Here is a 16505-nt window from a genome sequence, read left to right on the forward strand (position 1 = left end):
TCCTTGCGAGTCCGTACACCCGTGCATCCGTACAACCCTAGACTAGTGCGATGACGCGGGCATGACCACCCCCGCGCGAGGCGGGCGGTCTTCAGCCTGCGCCCGCGGACCCCGGCGCCTTGCGTCCTGCGCCCTTGGGCCGTTGCGCCGTTGCGCCCTTGCGCCCTGCGTCCTGCGTCCTGCGCCCTCGAGCTCTCAGGCGCGCTGGCGGATCGCACGGCCGATCGCGCCGGTACGCAGCGCGATCTTGGCGGCGTCGGCGCGCAGCGCGCGCAGCCGGCGCTCCAGCACCGCGTTGGCGGCGCGGCCGGTCGAGCTGGCGGTGCCGCCCGGTTCCGGCGCGCCGGCGGTCTGCACCAGCGTTTCGGTATGCCAGCGGTCGGCCGAATCCGCCAGCCGGGCACGGCGTTCGGTGGCTTCGGCGAGCGCGGCATCGGCAGCCTCGGCCGCCTCGGTGTCGGCGGCCTGGGTATCAGCGGCCACGGCGGCTTCGGCGGCCACCGCGGCTTCCGCAGATTCCGTCGCTTCCTTTACTACGGCCATCGCGGCCGCCTCCCTTGCCTCCGTCACCTCCGTCGCTGGCTTTACCTTCGCCGCCTCTGCAGGCGAGTGCGCTGCCGCCCCTGCGTCCACCGTCGCCGCTGTCGCCGCCGCTGGTTCGGCATGCTCGCCCGCCGCCGCGACCTTCGCAGCTGCGCCCTCAGCGGCCGCGGCCGGCTCCTCGGGCGGCGCCGCCCGCCGGCGGATGAACCCCGCGCCCCTGCCCTCGCCCCGATCGCCTTCGAGCAACCGCTCGCTGGCCAGCCGCAGGCTGCGGCTCGCCGCCTCGGTCGCTTCCTCGATCGCGGCGCGCGCGGCCGGCAGGTCGAGTTCGTCGGCGTGCTGGCGCACCTGGATGCGCGCCGCGGCGACATGGGCCGCGACCAGGTAGTTCTGCACGATGAAGCGGTTCAGGTTGTCGACCGCGCGGTGCCGGCTCCTGGGCTCGTCCAGCATGCGCTGGAACGAGCCGATCAGCGCCGACAGGCTGTCCATGAACTGCTTGCGCTCGACCCGATAGGCAAAGTCGTCGCGCGTCAGCCCGAGCAGCAGATCGCGCGTGGCGGCGATATAGCGCCGGTTCGCATTCAGCACGTTCTCGACCAGCGCCGGAATCGCGCGATATTCCCAGCTCGGCAGCACGAAGCTGAAGATCGACGCGATCACCCCGCCGATCACGGTATCGACCAGCCGCTCCCCGACCACCGTCGAGCCCGGCATCAGCAGATTGATCTGCACCAGCACCTGCACGCAGGCCGCGATCGCGGTGTAGCGGTACTTGATCGTGACGAAGGTCGCGCTGGCCACCAGCGAGACGAACAGCACGGCCAGCAGCACCAGCGGTTCGTGCACCACGCGCAGGATCGCCAGCGCGATGATGCAGCCGATCAGCGTGCCGATCAGGCGGTCGTTGTAGCGCTGCTTGGTCATGCTGAAGTTCGGCTTCAGGATGACGATGATGGTCAGCAGGATCCAGTAGCCGTGCGAGGCGTAGGGAAGATGGCTTGCGACCACCAGGCCAGCGGCGACCGCCATCGTGACGCGCAGCGCGAAGCGGAACACCGGCGCGCGCCAGTGCAGGTTGTCGCGCAGCACGCGCCATTCGTAGCGCTGGCGCGTCAGGAACGGCGTCATGTCGGGGCCGGGCAGCACCTGGCGCGGCTCGACCGGCGTGCGCGAGGCCACGTGCAGCTGCTCGACCAGCGCGATCGCGCCCTTGATCATGTCGAGCGTCTCGCCCAGCGCCGTCATCGCGGCCGGGTCGATATGGTGGTGCCGCAGCATCGCGATCTCGTCGGCGACCGCGCGCAGCGCCTCGCGATAGTCGACCTCGGCATACGACGGCCGGCCGCGCGTCACGTCGTAGGCGATCGCCTCGACGTCCTCGCACATCAGCCGGATCAGCCGCCGCAGCGCGTCCAGCACCGGCGTGCCGGCGAAGGTCTGGCGCAGCAGCGGGTAGTCGGTATTGGTCGACAGGATGTATTCGTACAGGTCCAGCATCCGCAGATGGACCTGCACCAGCAGCCCGTCGTGCGGGGTGCGGTTGCCGCGCAGCACCAGGTCGCGCGCCGCCTGCTGCCGCTCCGCGACCACGATCTGCTGGCGCACCAGCGCATTGAACTGCTCGTCGTAGTCGTTGCCGGCATCGTAGAAGCCGGCCTTGATCTCGAGGTAGCCGGCCAGCTCGTACAGCGACTCGGCCAGGATCTGCTGCTTGGTGCGCCGCTCCATCAGCCAGCTGACCGCCATCGCGTACGCCATGTACGCCGCCGCGCCGGCGCCGAACAGCAGCGCGTGCTCGATCGCCCGCCGCACGACGAAGTCCTCGCTCAACGTCAGCGTCATCACGAACAGCGTCGAGAACTGCAACGGCATGGTCTTGTTGCCGTAGACCGTCATCATGCCGGCCAGGAAGGTGACCAGCACCAGCACGACCGGCAGCACGCGCGGGAACGGCGTCACCAGCGCGACGATCAGCGTCACCGCCGTACACAGCAGCACGCTGGCCAGCATCTCGTTGAACTTGTGGTTCACCGGGCTGGGCAGGTCCATCAGGCTGGTACACAGCGCGCCCATCGACACCACCATCGCGGTCGGCAGGTCGGCCAGTTGCAGCGCGATCAGCGTCGCGCCGATGACGCCCGTCGCCGATCGCAGCCCGCGATAGACGTAGTGCGAAAAAACGAAGGTGCGGGGATCGTGGGCGTATTGCATGCGGGCGCGGCGGGCGGCTACGGCGGACGAACTGCGGCGGACAAACTACGGCGGAAGGCCGGGCCAGTAGCTTACTGGCCCAGCCAGCGCGCGCGCAATGGATGGCGGCCGCGCTGGCGCCGATCGTCGCCTTCCTCGAGCTGCAGGCGATATTCCGTCGCCGGCTCCGGCGCGAAGGTGACCGGCAGCACGTGCAGCTCGTCGCGGCGGAACAGGTGGCAAGGCACGGTGTCGCCGGCGCGATAGCGCGCCAGCAGCTTGTCCAGCTGCCCCGCGCCGTTGGGCGTGACGCGCAGCCCGTCGACCGCGCCCAGCAGATCGCCGGCCGACCAGCCGGCCGCCTGCGCCGCGCCGCCGTCGAGCACCTGCGTCACGCGCACCCAGCCGTCCTCGCTCCTGGTCTTGATTCCCAGCGCCGCGGCGCGCGTAGGCTTGCGCGGTTCGGCGCGGATGCCGAACGGCTTGAACAGCGCGGGCAGCGGCAGCTCGCCGGTGCCGTCGGTCCAGGCCCGCAGCTGCGTGGACACGCGCACGCCGGCCACCTCGTCGATCAGCGCATGGACCTCGTCCTCGGTGACGCCGCGCTGCACCGCGCCGGGCGCATAGAAATCGCGTCCATAACGGCGCCACAGCATCCGCATCACGTCGTCGAGCGAGCGGCGTCCGTTGGTGCGGCTGCGGATGGTCAGGTCCAGCGCCAGCCCGATCAGCGAGCCCTTGGTGTAGTAGCTGACGATCGCATTGGGCGCGTTCTCGTCCTGGCGGTAGTACTTGGTCCAGGCGTCGAAGGAGCTGTCGGCCACGCTCTGCTTGGTGCGGCCGCTGCCGCGCAGCACGCCGTTCCAGGTCTTGGCCAGCAGCTCGACGTATTGCTGCTCGGTGATGCAGCCGCTGCGCACCAGCATCAGGTCGTCGTAATAGCTGGTGAAGCCCTCGAACAGCCATAGCAGCGGCGTATGGGTTTCGGCCTGCAGCCGGTACGGCACGAAGGCCGCCGGCTTGATCCGCTTGACGTTCCAGGTATGGAAATACTCGTGGCTGCACAGGCCGAGGAAGCCGCGATAGCCCTCGCTGCTTTCCGGATTGCCGCGCACCGGCAGATCGCCGCGCGCGCACATCAGCGCTGTGCTGGCGCGATGTTCGAGGCCGCCATAGCCGTCGCCGGTGACCATCGTCATGAAGACGTAGCGGCGATTGCTGTCGAGGAACGGCGCACGTTCGCTGCGCGGCTCGAACAGCCGGATCTGTGCCTCGCAGATCCGCTTCAGGTCGCGGCAGACGCGCTCGATGTCGAGCTGGGGCACGCGGCCGGTGAACACGACGTCGTGCTGCGCGCCGCAGGCCTTGAACGTGCCCATCGTGAACTCGCCCATCTCGACCGGATGGTCGATCAGCTCGTCGTAGTCCGCGGCGCGGTAGCGGCCAAAGCCGTAGCGCTTCGCACCGCCGCGGCCGGGGGCTTCGGGCAGCGCGGTGGCGACGCGCCAGTTGCGATAGGCCTCGCCCTGCGGCGGATGGATATCGACGGTACAGGGGCGGTCGGCCTTGCCTTCGACGCAGAGGAACACCGAGGTCCCGTTGAAGAAGCCGTGGGTCTGGTCCAGATGCGCGGCGCGCACCGACAGGTCCCACGCGTAGACCTCGTACGACAGCGTCAGCGGGCCGCGCGCCGGGTCGATCGGCTCGGCCTGCCAGGTGTGCTTGTCGAGCTTGGTCAGCGCCACCGGCTGGCGCTTGGCGTCATCGCCGGCATCGCCGCCCGCATCGGCACCGACATCGGCGCGGATGCGCACGATGTTCCGCGCGAACTCGCGAATCATGTAGCTGCCGGGAATCCACGCCGGCAGCGAGAAACGTTGGCCGGCGGGATCGGGATCGTCCACCGTGACGGTGACCGCGAACAGATGCGCTTCGGGCTGAAGCGGGGCAATGGCGTAGTGGATCGGCTTCATGGCCACGATTGTAGCGTCACGGGCACGCGGGCCCGGCGCTGCGCGGCTGCGGGGCTGCGGCGCCGATGCGGTGATGAACTGATGCCGTGGTGCGTGGATGCGCTGACGCAGCGATACGCTAATGCGTTGGCGCTGCGTTGGCGCTGAGTTGGCCCTGCGTTGGCCCTGCGTTGGCCCTGCGTTGGCCCTGCGTCCGTGCCGCGTTGGTGGCGCGTTGGTGGCGCGTTGGTGGCGGTTGGTGGCGCGTTGGTGGCGGTTGGTGGCGCGTTGGTGGCGCGGTGGTGCCGCGTTGGTGGCGCGGTGGCGCCGTGTTGGTGCCGCCGCCGTACGCCCGCCGCGCGCGGCACCGCCTCCGCCATCAACGATTGACGTCCACCACCACCCGCCCGCGCATGCCGCCCGCGATGATGCGCTGGCCCGCCTCGATCGCCTCGGCCAGGCCGATCTCCTGCGTGATCGCCGCCAGGCGGTCCGGCTCGAGGTCCTGAGCCAGCCGCGCCCACGCCTGCTCGCGCCGCGCCATCGGCGCCATCACGCTGTCGACGCCGTGCAGCGTCACGCCGCGCAGGATGAACGGCGCCACCGAGCCCGGGAAGTCCATGCCCTGCGCCAGCCCGCAGGCCGTCACCACGCCGCCGTAGCGCACCTGCGCGATGGCATTGACCAGCGTATGCGAACCGACCGCGTCGACCACCGCGGCCCAACGCTCCTTCTGCAGCGGCTTGCCCGGCGCCGACAGTTCTGCGCGGTCGATGACGTCGGCCGCGCCGAGCGCCTTCAGGAAATCTGCCTCGCCGGTCTTGCCGGTCGAGGCCACGACGCGATAGCCGAGCTTGCCCAGCAGCGCGATCGCGATCGTACCGACGCCACCGGAGGCGCCGGTCACCAGCACCTCGCCCTGCTCGGGCCGCACGCCGGACGCTTCCAGCGCCAGCACCGACAGCATCGCGGTATAGCCCGCGGTGCCGATCGCCATCGCCTGCCGCGTCGTCAGCGACTCGGGCAGGCGCACCAGCCAATCGCCCTTCAGGCGCGCACGCTGCGCCAGGCAGCCCCAGTGCGTCTCGCCGACGCCGTAGCCGTTCAGCACCACCTTGTCGCCCGCTTGCCAGCGCGGATTCGACGACTCCAGCACGGTGCCGGCACCGTCGATGCCGGCCACCATCGGCCATTTGCGCACGACCGGGCTGCGGCCCGTGATCGCCAGGCCGTCCTTGAAGTTGATCGTCGAATAGTCGATCTCGACCAGCACGTCGCCGTCGGCAGGCAGCTGGTCATCCTGCAGCGTCGAGATCTCGGCGCGGGTCGACGGCTTGTCGCCGTCGGTCTGGGTCAGCAGCAGGGCGCGGAAGGTCATGGTGGTGTCTCCTGTGGATGCGATCCGTTGTGCGATCCGTTGTGCGTTCTGCAATCCGGTCTGCGATCCGGTCTGCGATCCGTTTTGCGATCCGCAATGCGACCGTGCGGGCCGGAACGCCGTGCCGTCCATGCCGGCCCGCCGCGCCGGACCTCCGGGGTTTCTTACTTCTTCAGGCTCGACAGCTTGCGCTCCAGCGTGGCGACGTCGGCCGCGCCTGGAATGCGGGTGCCGTCGGTGAAGAACACTGCGGGCGTGCCGGTGACATTGAGGCTGTGGCCCAGGGCCAGGTTCTCTTCCAGCGGCGTCTTGCAATTGCCGGCGCCGCTCGGCGCGACCTTCGACAGCATCCAGTCGCGCCACGCCTTGGTGCGATCGGCCGCGCACCAGACCTGTTTGGCCTTGGCGGTCGAATCCGGCGACAGCACCGGATAGAGGAAGGTGTAGACCGTGATGTTGTCCATCTGCTGGAAGGTCTGCTCGATCTGCTTGCAGTATCCGCAGTTCGGATCGGAGAACACCGCGACCTGGCGGCTGCCGTCGCCCTTGCTCCATTTGATCGCGCGCGACAGCGGCAGGTCGGACCACTTGATGCGATTGATCTCGGCCAGGCGCTGCTCGGTCAGGTTGGTGCCGCTGCGCGTGTCGAGCAGCTCGCCATTGAGGATGTAGCGGCCGCTGGCATCGGCGTAGACCAGCTGGCCGCCGATATTGACTTCGTAGAGTCCGGCGATCGGCGTCTTCTCGACGCTCTTGATCTCGGCGCGGCCGCCCAGCATCTTCTGCACATTGGTCTTGATGCGCTCCGCGGTCGGATCGGCCGCCGCCAGCGCCGGATGCGCGAAGGCGGCAGTGGCCACGGCGAGCGTCAGCACGGCCATCGCGCGCGCGGCGCGCTGGGTCAGCACGTTGGACCGCGTGATGGAACGCAGCGGGTTCGGGCGGGCGGAGCGCCCGAGGGAATACGACATGTTGACTCCGGGTTCTGGTTGGCTCGGATGTGGGTGGAGCTGACGGCTTGGCCGCGGCTTGTTTCGGATCAGCGGGATCAGTGTCGGATCAGTGGGATCGGTCGGATGCGTGGGTTACGCGGAGGCGGCCGGTTCAAGGCGCCGGCGCTCAGCCCAGCGCCCGTCCGATCAGGAACCGCTTCAGCAGCGCCTGCGCGCCCACGGCACGCATGCCGGTATTGCGGACCATCCGCGCCACCCCGCCCTGCAGCGAGAACAGCCGATGCAGGCCATCGGTGGCGGCCGTCAGCGACAGCAGGTCGGTGGCGCGCGCGCGCTCGTAGCGGCGCAGCAGGCGCAGGTCGCCTTCGTCGCGGAACGACTCTTTGGCGGCCATCACGCGGCCAAGTTCCGCGACATCGCGCAAACCGAGGTTCATGCCCTGCCCGGCCAGCGGATGCACCACGTGGGCCGCGTCGCCGACCAGCACCACATGCGGCTGCACCACGCAGTCGGCATGCTGCAGCACCAGCGGGAAGGCCTGCGCGGGCGTCACGCAACGCAGCGCGCCGAACTGGCGGCCGACCGCACCGCTGGCCGCGTCCATCGCCGCCTGTGCCAGTTGCTCCGGCGCCAGCGCCGTCAATTCGCGCGCATGGGCCTCGTCGGCCGACCACACCATCGAAAGGTAATTGCCCGGCAGCGGCAGCATCGCCAGGATTTCGCAGTTGCACGACTCCTCGTCGGCCAGCAGCTTGGGCGGCGCGCCGAGGAACCACTGCCACGCGGTCGCGTGATGCGGCAGCTCGCAGGCGAAATTGGCGACCACGCCCGACTGCCGGTAGCGCCGCGTACTGACGCCGATATGGCACTGGGTCCGCACCCAGGAGCGCGCGCCGTCGGCGCCCACGACGCAATTGGTACGTACCCGCGCGCCGTCGGCCAGCGTCAGCGTGACGCCCAGCTCGTCGCGCTCGAAGCCGGTGGCGGCCTGCTGGTACCAATGGACCTGATGCTGGAAGCGCAGCGCGGTGTCGAGCACGCGCTCGACATGGCTCGATTCGATGATCCAGGCCAGCTCCGGCACCGCGGCCGCGTAGGCCGAGAAATGCAGATCGCCGGTCAGCCCGGCATCGTCGCGCGCGGCGGTGTCGTCGCCAAACACGCGCATGTCGCGCACCGGCTGCATCCGCGCCGGGTCCAGCGCCTCCCAGATCCGCAGCCGGCTCAGCAGCGCCTGCGAGCTGGCCGAGAACGCGTAGACGCGGCTGTCCCACTCGCCCTCGCCCAGCGGCGCCGGCGCCGGGGTCGAGCCGTTTCCGGGCCGCGGCGCGATCAGCGCCACCTGCATGCCCTGCTGCGCCAGCAGCAACGCGCAAGTCTTGCCGACGATGCCGCCGCCAACCACGGCAATCTGGAAATGGGAAAACGAGGTCCGCGTGGACGCGCTGGCTCTGGTCATGGGGCGATTATAGCCAGCGGCTTTGAGGGGTCACCCGGTGCTCACCCGGCGGACGGGCGAGCCCCTTGGTACGGGCGGCTCGGACGGGCGAGCAAGCCTCCTGGCATGGAGGGCTCGGACGGTCGGGCAAGCCCCCTGGCACGGGCGGTTCGGACGGGCGGGCAAGCCCCCTGGCATGGGCGGCTCGGACGGGCGGACAAGCCCCCTGGCATGGGCGGCTCGGACGGGCGGGCGTCCGGACGGCCATCCGCTAGAATACCGGCTTTGCCATCGCTTACCGCCCGGAACACCATGAGCCTCAAATGCGGCATCGTCGGCCTGCCCAACGTCGGCAAGTCCACGCTGTTCAACGCCCTGACCAAGGCCGGCATCGCCGCCGAAAACTATCCGTTCTGCACCATCGAGCCCAATGTCGGCGTCGTTGAAGTGCCGGATCCGAGGCTTAAGGCCCTCGCCGAGATCGTCAAACCCGAGCGCGTCGTCCCGGCGACGGTCGAGTTCGTCGACATCGCCGGCCTGGTGGCCGGTGCTTCCAAGGGCGAAGGCCTGGGCAACCAGTTCCTGGCCAATATCCGCGAGACCGACGCCATCACGCACGTGGTGCGCTGCTTCGAGGATCCCAACGTGATCCACGTGGCCGGCAAGGTCGATCCGCTGTCGGACATCGAGGTCATCAATACCGAACTGGCGCTGGCCGACCTGGCCACCGTCGACAAGGCGCTGGCCCGCTACGTCAAGCCGGCCCGCGCCGGCGACAAGGAAGCGCAGCGCCTGGTCGCCGTGCTGGAGAAGGCCCAGACCGTGCTCGACCAGGCCAAGGCCGTGCGCACGCTGGACCTGGCGCCCGAGGAATGGGACGCGCTGCGCCCGTTCTGCCTGATCACCGCCAAGCCGACCATGTATGTCGCCAACGTGCGCGAGGACGGCTTCGAGAACAATCCGCACCTGGACGCCGTGCGCAAGTACGCCGAGACCACCAGGTCGCCGGTCGTCGCCGTCTGCGCCGCGATCGAGGCCGAGATCGCCGACCTCGAGGACGAGGACAAGGCCGTGTTCCTGGCCGACCTCGGCATGGAAGAGCCGGGCCTGGACCGCGTGATCCGCGCCGGCTTCAGCCTGCTTGGGCTGCAGACCTACTTCACCGCGGGCGTCAAGGAAGTGCGCGCCTGGACCATCCACGTCGGCGACACCGCCCCCAAGGCGGCCGGCGTGATCCACACCGACTTCGAACGCGGCTTCATCCGCGCGCAGACCATCGCTTTCGAGGACTTCATCGCCTTCAAGGGCGAACAGGGTGCCAAGGAAGCCGGCAAGATGCGGGCGGAGGGGAAAGAGTATGTGGTGAAGGATGGGGATGTGATGAACTTTTTGTTCAACGTCTGACGATTTTTACTGGATCTCGGTGGCGCTCAGTAGCGCTTGGTGGACAGGTTGGCCCATTTGAAATCAATGGGTTGCGTAAACAATACGGTCCCCTGAGCGTTCCTATTGTTCATCGAGGTCTAAAAAATTCGGGGGTAGCGTTGGGGGTACTCGTGTTCAACCGTGGGGGTACTTTTCCCCGCAGTGGAGTCCAACGATGCCCGAGAATCTACTCACTGACGCCAAGGTCAGGTCAGCCAAACCGACTGATCGAGATTGGAAACTTTCAGACGGCGGCGGCTTGTTCCTGCTGGTCAAGCCCACCGGCGGCAAACTCTGGCGGTGGAAGTACCGCCTGCAAGGCAAGGAAAACCTCTTTGCCATTGGCGGCTTTCCTCAAGTAAGCCTTGCTGAGGCGCGCGCGACCCGCGAGAAAGCGCGTGCCTTGGTCAAGCAAGTATCCATCCTGCCCATGAGCGACGGCAGGTCAAAGAGCGCAACCTGGAGGCGCTGGAGGAACGCAAGCGCGCAAAGGAAAGCTCGTTCGCCAAGGTGGCGCAGGCGTACCTGGCCGAGATCAAGCCTGTCTTTGCGCTCAGTTCCTACCACACGAAAGAATCCCGTATCAGGAAGTACCTGTCGCCCAAGTTCGATGGAATGCCTATGAGCGACATTGGCGTGAAGCAGATCCGCCCGCTACTGGAGGAATGCAAGGCACATGGTGCGTGGGCGGCCATTCACGTCAAAGGTGACCTTTCGGCGATCTTTGAGTTTGCGGTGGTGCGGGGACCGGTCGAGGCAAATCCAATTCCCAGCCTGCGCGGGCTGCTACGCGTGCCGTTCAGCGAGAGCAAGGCGGCGATGACGCGAGAGCAGATTCAGAAGTTCTATCAGGAGTTGCACGGCTACCGGGGCTATCCGGAAACCTCGCTGTGCCTGCGGCTGATCGCGCTGACCGCCTGCCGTCCAGGGGAAGCGGCGGATGCCGAGTGGGATGAGTTCGACTTTGAGGATGCACTGTGGCGTCGACCTGCGGCGAAGATGAAAACGCGGCGTGACCATGTCAGTCCGTTGTCGGCGCAGGCCATTGCCGTGCTGAAGGATTTGCAGTGCATCACGGGTGGTGGACGCTATCTGTTCCCGCATCGAAGCGGAAAGGGCTTCACTACGCCCAATCGGCTCACCTACGCGATGCGCGACATGAACCTGGGCCGGGGTACGACGCCGCATTGCTGGCGGACGACCTTTTCAACCTGGGCCAATGAGAACGGATACCGGCCTGATGCGATTGAGCGGCAGCTTGCCCACGTGGAAAGCAACAAGGTGCGGGCGACGTACAACAAGGCGCTGCTGCTGGATCAGAGAAGGACGCTGTTGCAGGACTGGGCGGACTATCTGAGTGCGGCGGAAGGCAGCGGCACGGCATAGGGAATAGATGGCTGGGTGTTGCAGAACGAATGGACAGGGTGGCCTTTTTCCTTTTCTGGATGGGGCCGTTGTCCCTTGAGGGCCGTTCCCTTGCCATTTGCCTTTGCCCAAGGCTGGGCGCTGGAAATGGGGTAGTCAAACACCGATAATGGGGCATTTTTAGAGACACTACCCCATTTGAAGGCTATGATTACCCCATTTAGACAGCCTGGGCTTACATTTCCATGCACTCGCTCACACCCGAGTACCTCGCCGCGCTTCGCTTCGATGGCACCCAGGCCGCCACGTTGCGCACACTGGGCGAGTACCAGGGCAAGCAGCAACTCTACGCCGCGCAGTCGCCCGAAGCCCTCAAAGGGCTACGCCAGATCGCGGTAGTCGAATCCACCGAGTCATCCAACCGCCTAGAAGGCGTTGTCGTCGCACCCTCGCGGCTGAAGTCTCTGGTCATCCGCAACGCAACGCCAAAGAGCCGTTCCGAACAGGAGATCGCCGGCTACCGTGATGCCCTGGCGCTGATCCACGAGTCTGCCGCGCACATGCCCTTCAGCGAGGGCGTAGTGCTGCAACTCCACACCCTGCTGTACCGCTATATGCCGCAGGCGGGCGGGCGCTGGAAGGCTACTAACAACGACATCATCGAGCGTCACCCGGATGGCACTTCGCGTCTCCGCTTCCAGCCGGTGGCTGCGCATCTCACGCCGATGGCGATGGCTGATCTGACAGGGCGCTACGCCACCGCACTGGATCAGCACCTAGCCGATCCGCTGGTGCTGGTGCCGCTGGCGATGCTCGACTTCTTGTGCATCCACCCTTGCCCCGATGGCAATGGCCGCATGTCCCGCCTGCTGACCTTGCTGCTGCTCTACCACTTCGGCTATGCCGTGGGCCGCTACATCAGCCTGGAGCGCATCTTCGAGGACACCAAGGAAGGCTACTACGAGACGCTGGAAGCCAGCTCGCAAGGCTGGCACCAGGGGCAGCACGACGTCAAACCCTGGCTCGACTACTTCTGGGGGGCGTTGCTGCGGGCCTATCGTGAGTTCGAGGAACGCGTCGGCACCATCGAACATGGGCGTGGCAGTAAGGGCGATCGGGTGCGAGCGGAAGTGTTGGGACGCACCCTGCCGTTCCCGATTTCGGAGATCGAGGAAGCTTGCCCGGGCGTGAGCCGTGACATGGTGCGGCTGGTGTTGCGGGCGATGAAATCAGAGGGGCTGATCGAATCGACTGGCAAGGGGCGAGGTGCGAAATGGGCCAAGCGGGTGTAAGGGGAGCACGATGGAACTGATCGACAACATCAGCCGCTTGCTGGGAGATGACCTCAAGCAAGCCATTCGGCCAGGGGCGCGGCTGAAGATCGCGGCCTCGTGCTTTTCAATGTATGCCTACGAGGCCTTGAAGTCTGAACTGGAAAAGATCGATGAACTGGACTTCATCTTCACCTCTCCCACCTTTGTGGCCGACGAAGTCACAGACAAAATCCGCAAGGAGCGACGCGAGTTCCACATCCCCAAGCTGGAGCGGGAGCGCAGCCTCTACGGCAGCGAGTTTGAAATTCAGCTTCGCAACCAACTCACCCAGAGGGCGGTTGCCCGGGAATGCGCCGACTGGCTACGACGCAAGGCCAAATTCAGAAGCAATCGCAGCAAAGCTCCCATGCAGCAGTTCGCCTGCGTGCAGTCGGGCAGCGCCGACACGGCCTACACGCCGCTACACGGATTTACCGCCGTCGATCTGGGCTACCAACAGGGCAATGCCGTGTCCAACTTGGTCAACAAGATGGACGAACCCAGCTTTACGGCCACCTACCTGAGCCTGTTCGATCAAATCTGGAACGATCCGGAAAAGCTGGAAGACGTCACTGCGCAAATCTGCGACCACATCGCCTCGGTCTATCAGGAAAACGCGCCCGAGAGCATCTATTTCCTGGTGCTCTACAACATCTTCAACGAGTTCCTCGACGATATCGACGAAGACGTTCTGCCCAACGACCGCACCGGCTATCAGGACACGCTGATCTGGAACAAGCTCTTCAACTACCAGAAGGACGCTGCCACCGGCATCATCAACAAGCTGGAGACCTACAGCGGCTGCATCCTTGCCGACAGCGTCGGCCTTGGCAAGACCTTCACCGCGCTCGCCGTGGTCAAGTATTACGAGCTGCGCAACAAGTCCGTCCTGGTGTTGTGCCCCAAGAAGCTGGCCGACAACTGGCTCAACTATAACCGCAACCTCAAGACCAATCCTTTCGCCAAGGATCGCTTCGGCTACGACGTTCTGGCCCACACCGACTTGAGCCGTACCAGCGGCGAATCGTTCGGCACGCCACTCAACCGCATCAACTGGGGCAACTACGATCTTGTCGTCATCGACGAATCGCACAATTTCCGCAACAACGACGCCTACAAGGACAAGGAAACCCGCTACCAGAAGCTGATGAACAAGGTCATCCGCGAAGGCGTGAAGACCAAGGTATTGATGCTCTCTGCCACGCCGGTCAACAACCGCTTCACGGACCTGAGAAATCAGCTCGCGCTCGCCTACGAAGGGGACTCGGAAAATCTCAACAAGAAGCTGCGCACCAGCAAATCAGTGGAAGAAGTCTTCCGCAACGCGCAGAAAGCATTCAATGCCTGGTCGAAGCTGCCGCCAGAGCAACGCACGCCACGCGCCATTTTGGATGCGCTGGACTTCGACTTCTTCGAGCTGCTGGATAGCGTCACCATCGCGCGCTCGCGCAGGCATATCCAGACCTTTTACGACACCAAGGACATTGGCCATTTCCCTGAGCGTCGCAAGCCCTTGTCGTTCCATTGCGCACTGACAACGCGCAATGACGTGATGGGTTTCAACGAGATTTTCGAGCGCCTGACCAAGCTGCTGCTGGCGGTGTACGCACCGGCCAAATACATCCTCGCCAGTAAACGCCAGCAATACATCGAGCGTTTCAATGAACAGTCTGGTGACGAGAAGGGTAACCTAAGCTTGGAAGGCCGAGAAAGCGGCCTGCAACGCTTGATGACGGTCAACCTGCTCAAGCGGCTGGAAAGCTCCGTCCAGTCCTTCAGGCTCACGCTGCAATCCCTGCAAGCCAACCACCAGAACACGTTGGCACAGATTGCGGCCTTCAAGCAGACCGGCAGCGCGGCCAGCGTTGATGACACGACCGGCGTGCTGGAAGACCTTGATGCCGAAGAAGACGACCTGCTCGATGAGCTCGAACAAGGCAGCGACACCGGTGGCAAGCTCAAGATCAGTCTGTCCGACATGGACTTGCCCTCGTGGGAACACGACCTGAAAGCCGATCTCGCCCACATCGAAGCGCTGCTGACCTCAATGGCGAGGATCACTCCCGAGGACGATGCCAAGCTCCAGCATCTCAAGGGGCATGTGCTGAGCAAGATCACCAGCCCCATCAACCCGGGCAATAAGAAGATCCTGATCTTCACCGCCTTCGCCGATACCGCCGACTATCTGTACGCCAATCTGGCTCCCGCATTGCAGGCTCTGCAACTGCATACCGGCAAGGTGACAGGCAGCGATCGCCCCAAGTCCACCTTGCCCAAAGCGTACGACTTCCAGGAACTGCTGACGCTGTTTTCCCCTCGCTCGAAAGAAAAGGCCGTCGTTCTGCCGAATGAGCCAGCGGAAATCGACGTGCTCATCGGCACGGACTGCATCTCCGAAGGCCAGAACCTTCAGGACTGCGACTACCTCATCAACTACGACATCCACTGGAACCCCGTGCGCATCATCCAGCGCTTCGGGCGCGTGGATCGCATCGGCTCACCCAACACCAGCATCCAGTTGGTGAACTACTGGCCGGACATCTCGCTGGACGAATACATCAACCTCAAGGAGCGCGTCGAAAACCGGATGATGATCGTGGATGTCACCGCCACCGGCGACGACAACGTCATCTCCGCGCAGGCCAACGACGTGTCCTACCGCAAGGAACAACTGCGCCGCCTGCAAGAAGAAGTCATTGAGCTGGAAGACCTGAAAACCGGTGTCTCCATCACCGATCTTGGCCTCAACGATTTCCGCATGGACTTGCTGAACTACGTGAAGGCCCACGGCGACCTGGACAAATCGCCCAACGGATTACACGCCGTTGTTCCCGCCAACCCCGATCTCGGCCTCGCCCCCGGCGTCATCTTCACGCTGCGCAACCGCAACGCAGGCGTGAACCCGCCCGCCCACCTCCCACAGCACAACCGGCTGCATCCTTACTACCTCGTGTACATCAACCGCGAGGGCGAAGTCGTTCACGACCACACCGAGGTCAAGCGTCTGCTCGACCTGGTGCGCTCGTGCTGCAAGGGGCAAGCGGCACCGGTTGCGGAGGTCTGCCAACGCTTCAACAAGGCTACCGCCGACGGCCGAAAGATGCAGCCATATTCCGAGCTGTTGAACAAGGCCATCCATTCAATGATCGAGGTCAAGGAAGAGAAGGATCTCGACAGCCTGTTCACTGGTGGCAAGACCACGGCGCTGACTAACACCATCTCGGGCCTGGACGACTTCGAACTCATCAGCTTCCTCGTGATTCAGGAGGCTGGATGAGTGCGCTGATCGCCTACCCCAAGCAGGCAGCCTTCGGGCGTGTGCTGCCCAAGAACAAGATCTACGAACACAGCGGCGCGACCACCCGCGTCAAAGACTTGTTCGTCAAGCAAGTCGAGCAGATCGTCTGGGCGTTCAAGCTCGCGCCGGAAACGATTCACCTGCCTGCGCGGCCCGGCGTGCCAGAAATTCAGGTATTCAGCCTTCAGCTCAAGACGCCGGAACTCCATCGTGACGTGTTGCGCTGCATTGACGGGGCCATTCCGTTCCCCATCGTGTTCGAGCTGGCCTTCGAGGACAGGACTCAGGTTATCGCCGCCTACAAACGCCTGAACGAGTCCGATGCGAACCGGTGGGTGATATCGGACTACTTTGCGACCGACTGGCTGCCGGCCGGCAGCCCGCGGACAGCCATGCCCGTAGCGTTGCACCTGAGCGGCTTGTACGAACAATTGCTGCACCGCCTGATCCCACTGTCAGTCCGGCCACAGGAAACACTGGCTGAGCTGGTGGCGCGCATCGAACAGGTGCAGGCCAAGCAGCGCGAGCTGGATAAGACCTCGGCGCGGCTGGCCAAGGAAAAGCAGTTCAACCGCAAGGTGGAGATCAATGCCCAATTGCGGCAGTTGAAGAATGACTACAAAGCATTGATCCGCTGAAGCGTTCAG

Annotated in this window: 11 protein-coding genes; 6 read left to right on the top strand and 5 right to left on the bottom strand. The window is 65.3% G+C overall.

Going from position 1 to position 16505, the window contains the following annotated elements; genetic code table 11:
• Window positions 1-195 precede the first annotated feature (195 nt).
• The 5 genes from KZ686_RS01620 to KZ686_RS01640 all read right to left on the bottom strand — a co-directional run bounded on the left by KZ686_RS01620 (window position 196) and on the right by KZ686_RS01640 (window position 8478).
• The gene (locus KZ686_RS01620) at window positions 196-2757 is read right to left on the bottom strand and encodes an FUSC family protein (RefSeq protein ID WP_265632881.1); all 2562 of its coding nucleotides are present in this window, start codon (window positions 2755-2757) and stop codon (window positions 196-198) included.
• A gap of 71 nt (window positions 2758-2828) precedes the next feature.
• Window positions 2829-4709 carry a M61 family metallopeptidase gene (locus tag KZ686_RS01625; protein ID WP_265632882.1) on the bottom strand — a complete coding sequence of 627 codons (1881 nt, stop codon included), beginning with the start codon at window positions 4707-4709 and terminating at the stop codon, window positions 2829-2831.
• A gap of 358 nt (window positions 4710-5067) precedes the next feature.
• A complete protein-coding gene (gene acuI / locus KZ686_RS01630; protein ID WP_265632883.1) occupies window positions 5068-6066 on the bottom strand; it encodes an acrylyl-CoA reductase (NADPH) in 999 nt (332 codons plus the stop codon).
• A 164-nt stretch (window positions 6067-6230) separates the two neighbouring features.
• Window positions 6231-6947 (bottom strand): DsbC family protein, encoded by a 717-nt coding sequence (locus KZ686_RS01635; protein WP_150082632.1) that lies wholly within the window; start codon window positions 6945-6947, stop codon window positions 6231-6233.
• 238 nt (window positions 6948-7185) lie between these two features.
• On the bottom strand, window positions 7186-8478 hold the full coding sequence (locus tag KZ686_RS01640) for a UbiH/UbiF family hydroxylase (RefSeq protein WP_265632884.1): 1293 nt from the start codon (window positions 8476-8478) through the stop codon (window positions 7186-7188).
• 291 nt (window positions 8479-8769) lie between these two features.
• Here KZ686_RS01640 and ychF point away from each other — a divergent pair, with 291 nt between their 5' ends.
• From ychF to KZ686_RS01670, 6 genes are all read left to right on the top strand, one after another.
• The gene (gene ychF / locus KZ686_RS01645) at window positions 8770-9861 is read left to right on the top strand and encodes a redox-regulated ATPase YchF (RefSeq protein ID WP_265632885.1); all 1092 of its coding nucleotides are present in this window, start codon (window positions 8770-8772) and stop codon (window positions 9859-9861) included.
• Window positions 9862-10057: 196 nt separating this feature from the next.
• Window positions 10058-10507 carry an Arm DNA-binding domain-containing protein gene (locus KZ686_RS01650; protein ID WP_265632886.1) on the top strand — a complete coding sequence of 150 codons (450 nt, stop codon included), beginning with the start codon at window positions 10058-10060 and terminating at the stop codon, window positions 10505-10507.
• A complete protein-coding gene (locus KZ686_RS01655) occupies window positions 10393-11268 on the top strand; it encodes a tyrosine-type recombinase/integrase (protein ID WP_265632887.1) in 876 nt (291 codons plus the stop codon). The genes KZ686_RS01650 and KZ686_RS01655 overlap by 115 nt, the downstream gene beginning before the upstream one ends.
• Before the next feature lie 224 nt (window positions 11269-11492).
• The gene (locus KZ686_RS01660) at window positions 11493-12539 is read left to right on the top strand and encodes a Fic family protein (protein WP_265632888.1); all 1047 of its coding nucleotides are present in this window, start codon (window positions 11493-11495) and stop codon (window positions 12537-12539) included.
• A gap of 10 nt (window positions 12540-12549) precedes the next feature.
• Complete coding sequence (locus KZ686_RS01665; RefSeq protein ID WP_265632889.1) at window positions 12550-15837, top strand: helicase-related protein; 3288 nt, start codon at window positions 12550-12552, stop codon at window positions 15835-15837.
• The gene (locus KZ686_RS01670) at window positions 15834-16496 is read left to right on the top strand and encodes a DUF4391 domain-containing protein (RefSeq protein ID WP_265632890.1); all 663 of its coding nucleotides are present in this window, start codon (window positions 15834-15836) and stop codon (window positions 16494-16496) included. The genes KZ686_RS01665 and KZ686_RS01670 overlap by 4 nt, the downstream gene beginning before the upstream one ends.
• Window positions 16497-16505 lie beyond the last annotated feature (9 nt).

This window comes from Cupriavidus cauae (assembly GCF_026210475.1).
Classification (GTDB): Bacteria; Pseudomonadota; Gammaproteobacteria; order Burkholderiales; family Burkholderiaceae; genus Cupriavidus; species Cupriavidus cauae.

Coding starts and splice junctions, on each gene's coding strand:
- ychF (WP_265632885.1), top strand. CDS start 8,770: ATGAGCCTCAAATGCGGCATCGTCGGCCTGCCCAACGTCGGCAAGTCC.
- KZ686_RS01635 (WP_150082632.1), bottom strand. CDS start 6,947: ATGGCCGTGCTGACGCTCGCCGTGGCCACTGCCGCCTTCGCGCATCCG.
- KZ686_RS01650 (WP_265632886.1), top strand. CDS start 10,058: ATGCCCGAGAATCTACTCACTGACGCCAAGGTCAGGTCAGCCAAACCG.
- acuI (WP_265632883.1), bottom strand. CDS start 6,066: ATGACCTTCCGCGCCCTGCTGCTGACCCAGACCGACGGCGACAAGCCG.
- KZ686_RS01640 (WP_265632884.1), bottom strand. CDS start 8,478: ATGACCAGAGCCAGCGCGTCCACGCGGACCTCGTTTTCCCATTTCCAG.
- KZ686_RS01665 (WP_265632889.1), top strand. CDS start 12,550: ATGGAACTGATCGACAACATCAGCCGCTTGCTGGGAGATGACCTCAAG.
- KZ686_RS01625 (WP_265632882.1), bottom strand. CDS start 4,709: ATGAAGCCGATCCACTACGCCATTGCCCCGCTTCAGCCCGAAGCGCAT.
- KZ686_RS01660 (WP_265632888.1), top strand. CDS start 11,493: ATGCACTCGCTCACACCCGAGTACCTCGCCGCGCTTCGCTTCGATGGC.
- KZ686_RS01620 (WP_265632881.1), bottom strand. CDS start 2,757: ATGCAATACGCCCACGATCCCCGCACCTTCGTTTTTTCGCACTACGTC.
- KZ686_RS01670 (WP_265632890.1), top strand. CDS start 15,834: ATGAGTGCGCTGATCGCCTACCCCAAGCAGGCAGCCTTCGGGCGTGTG.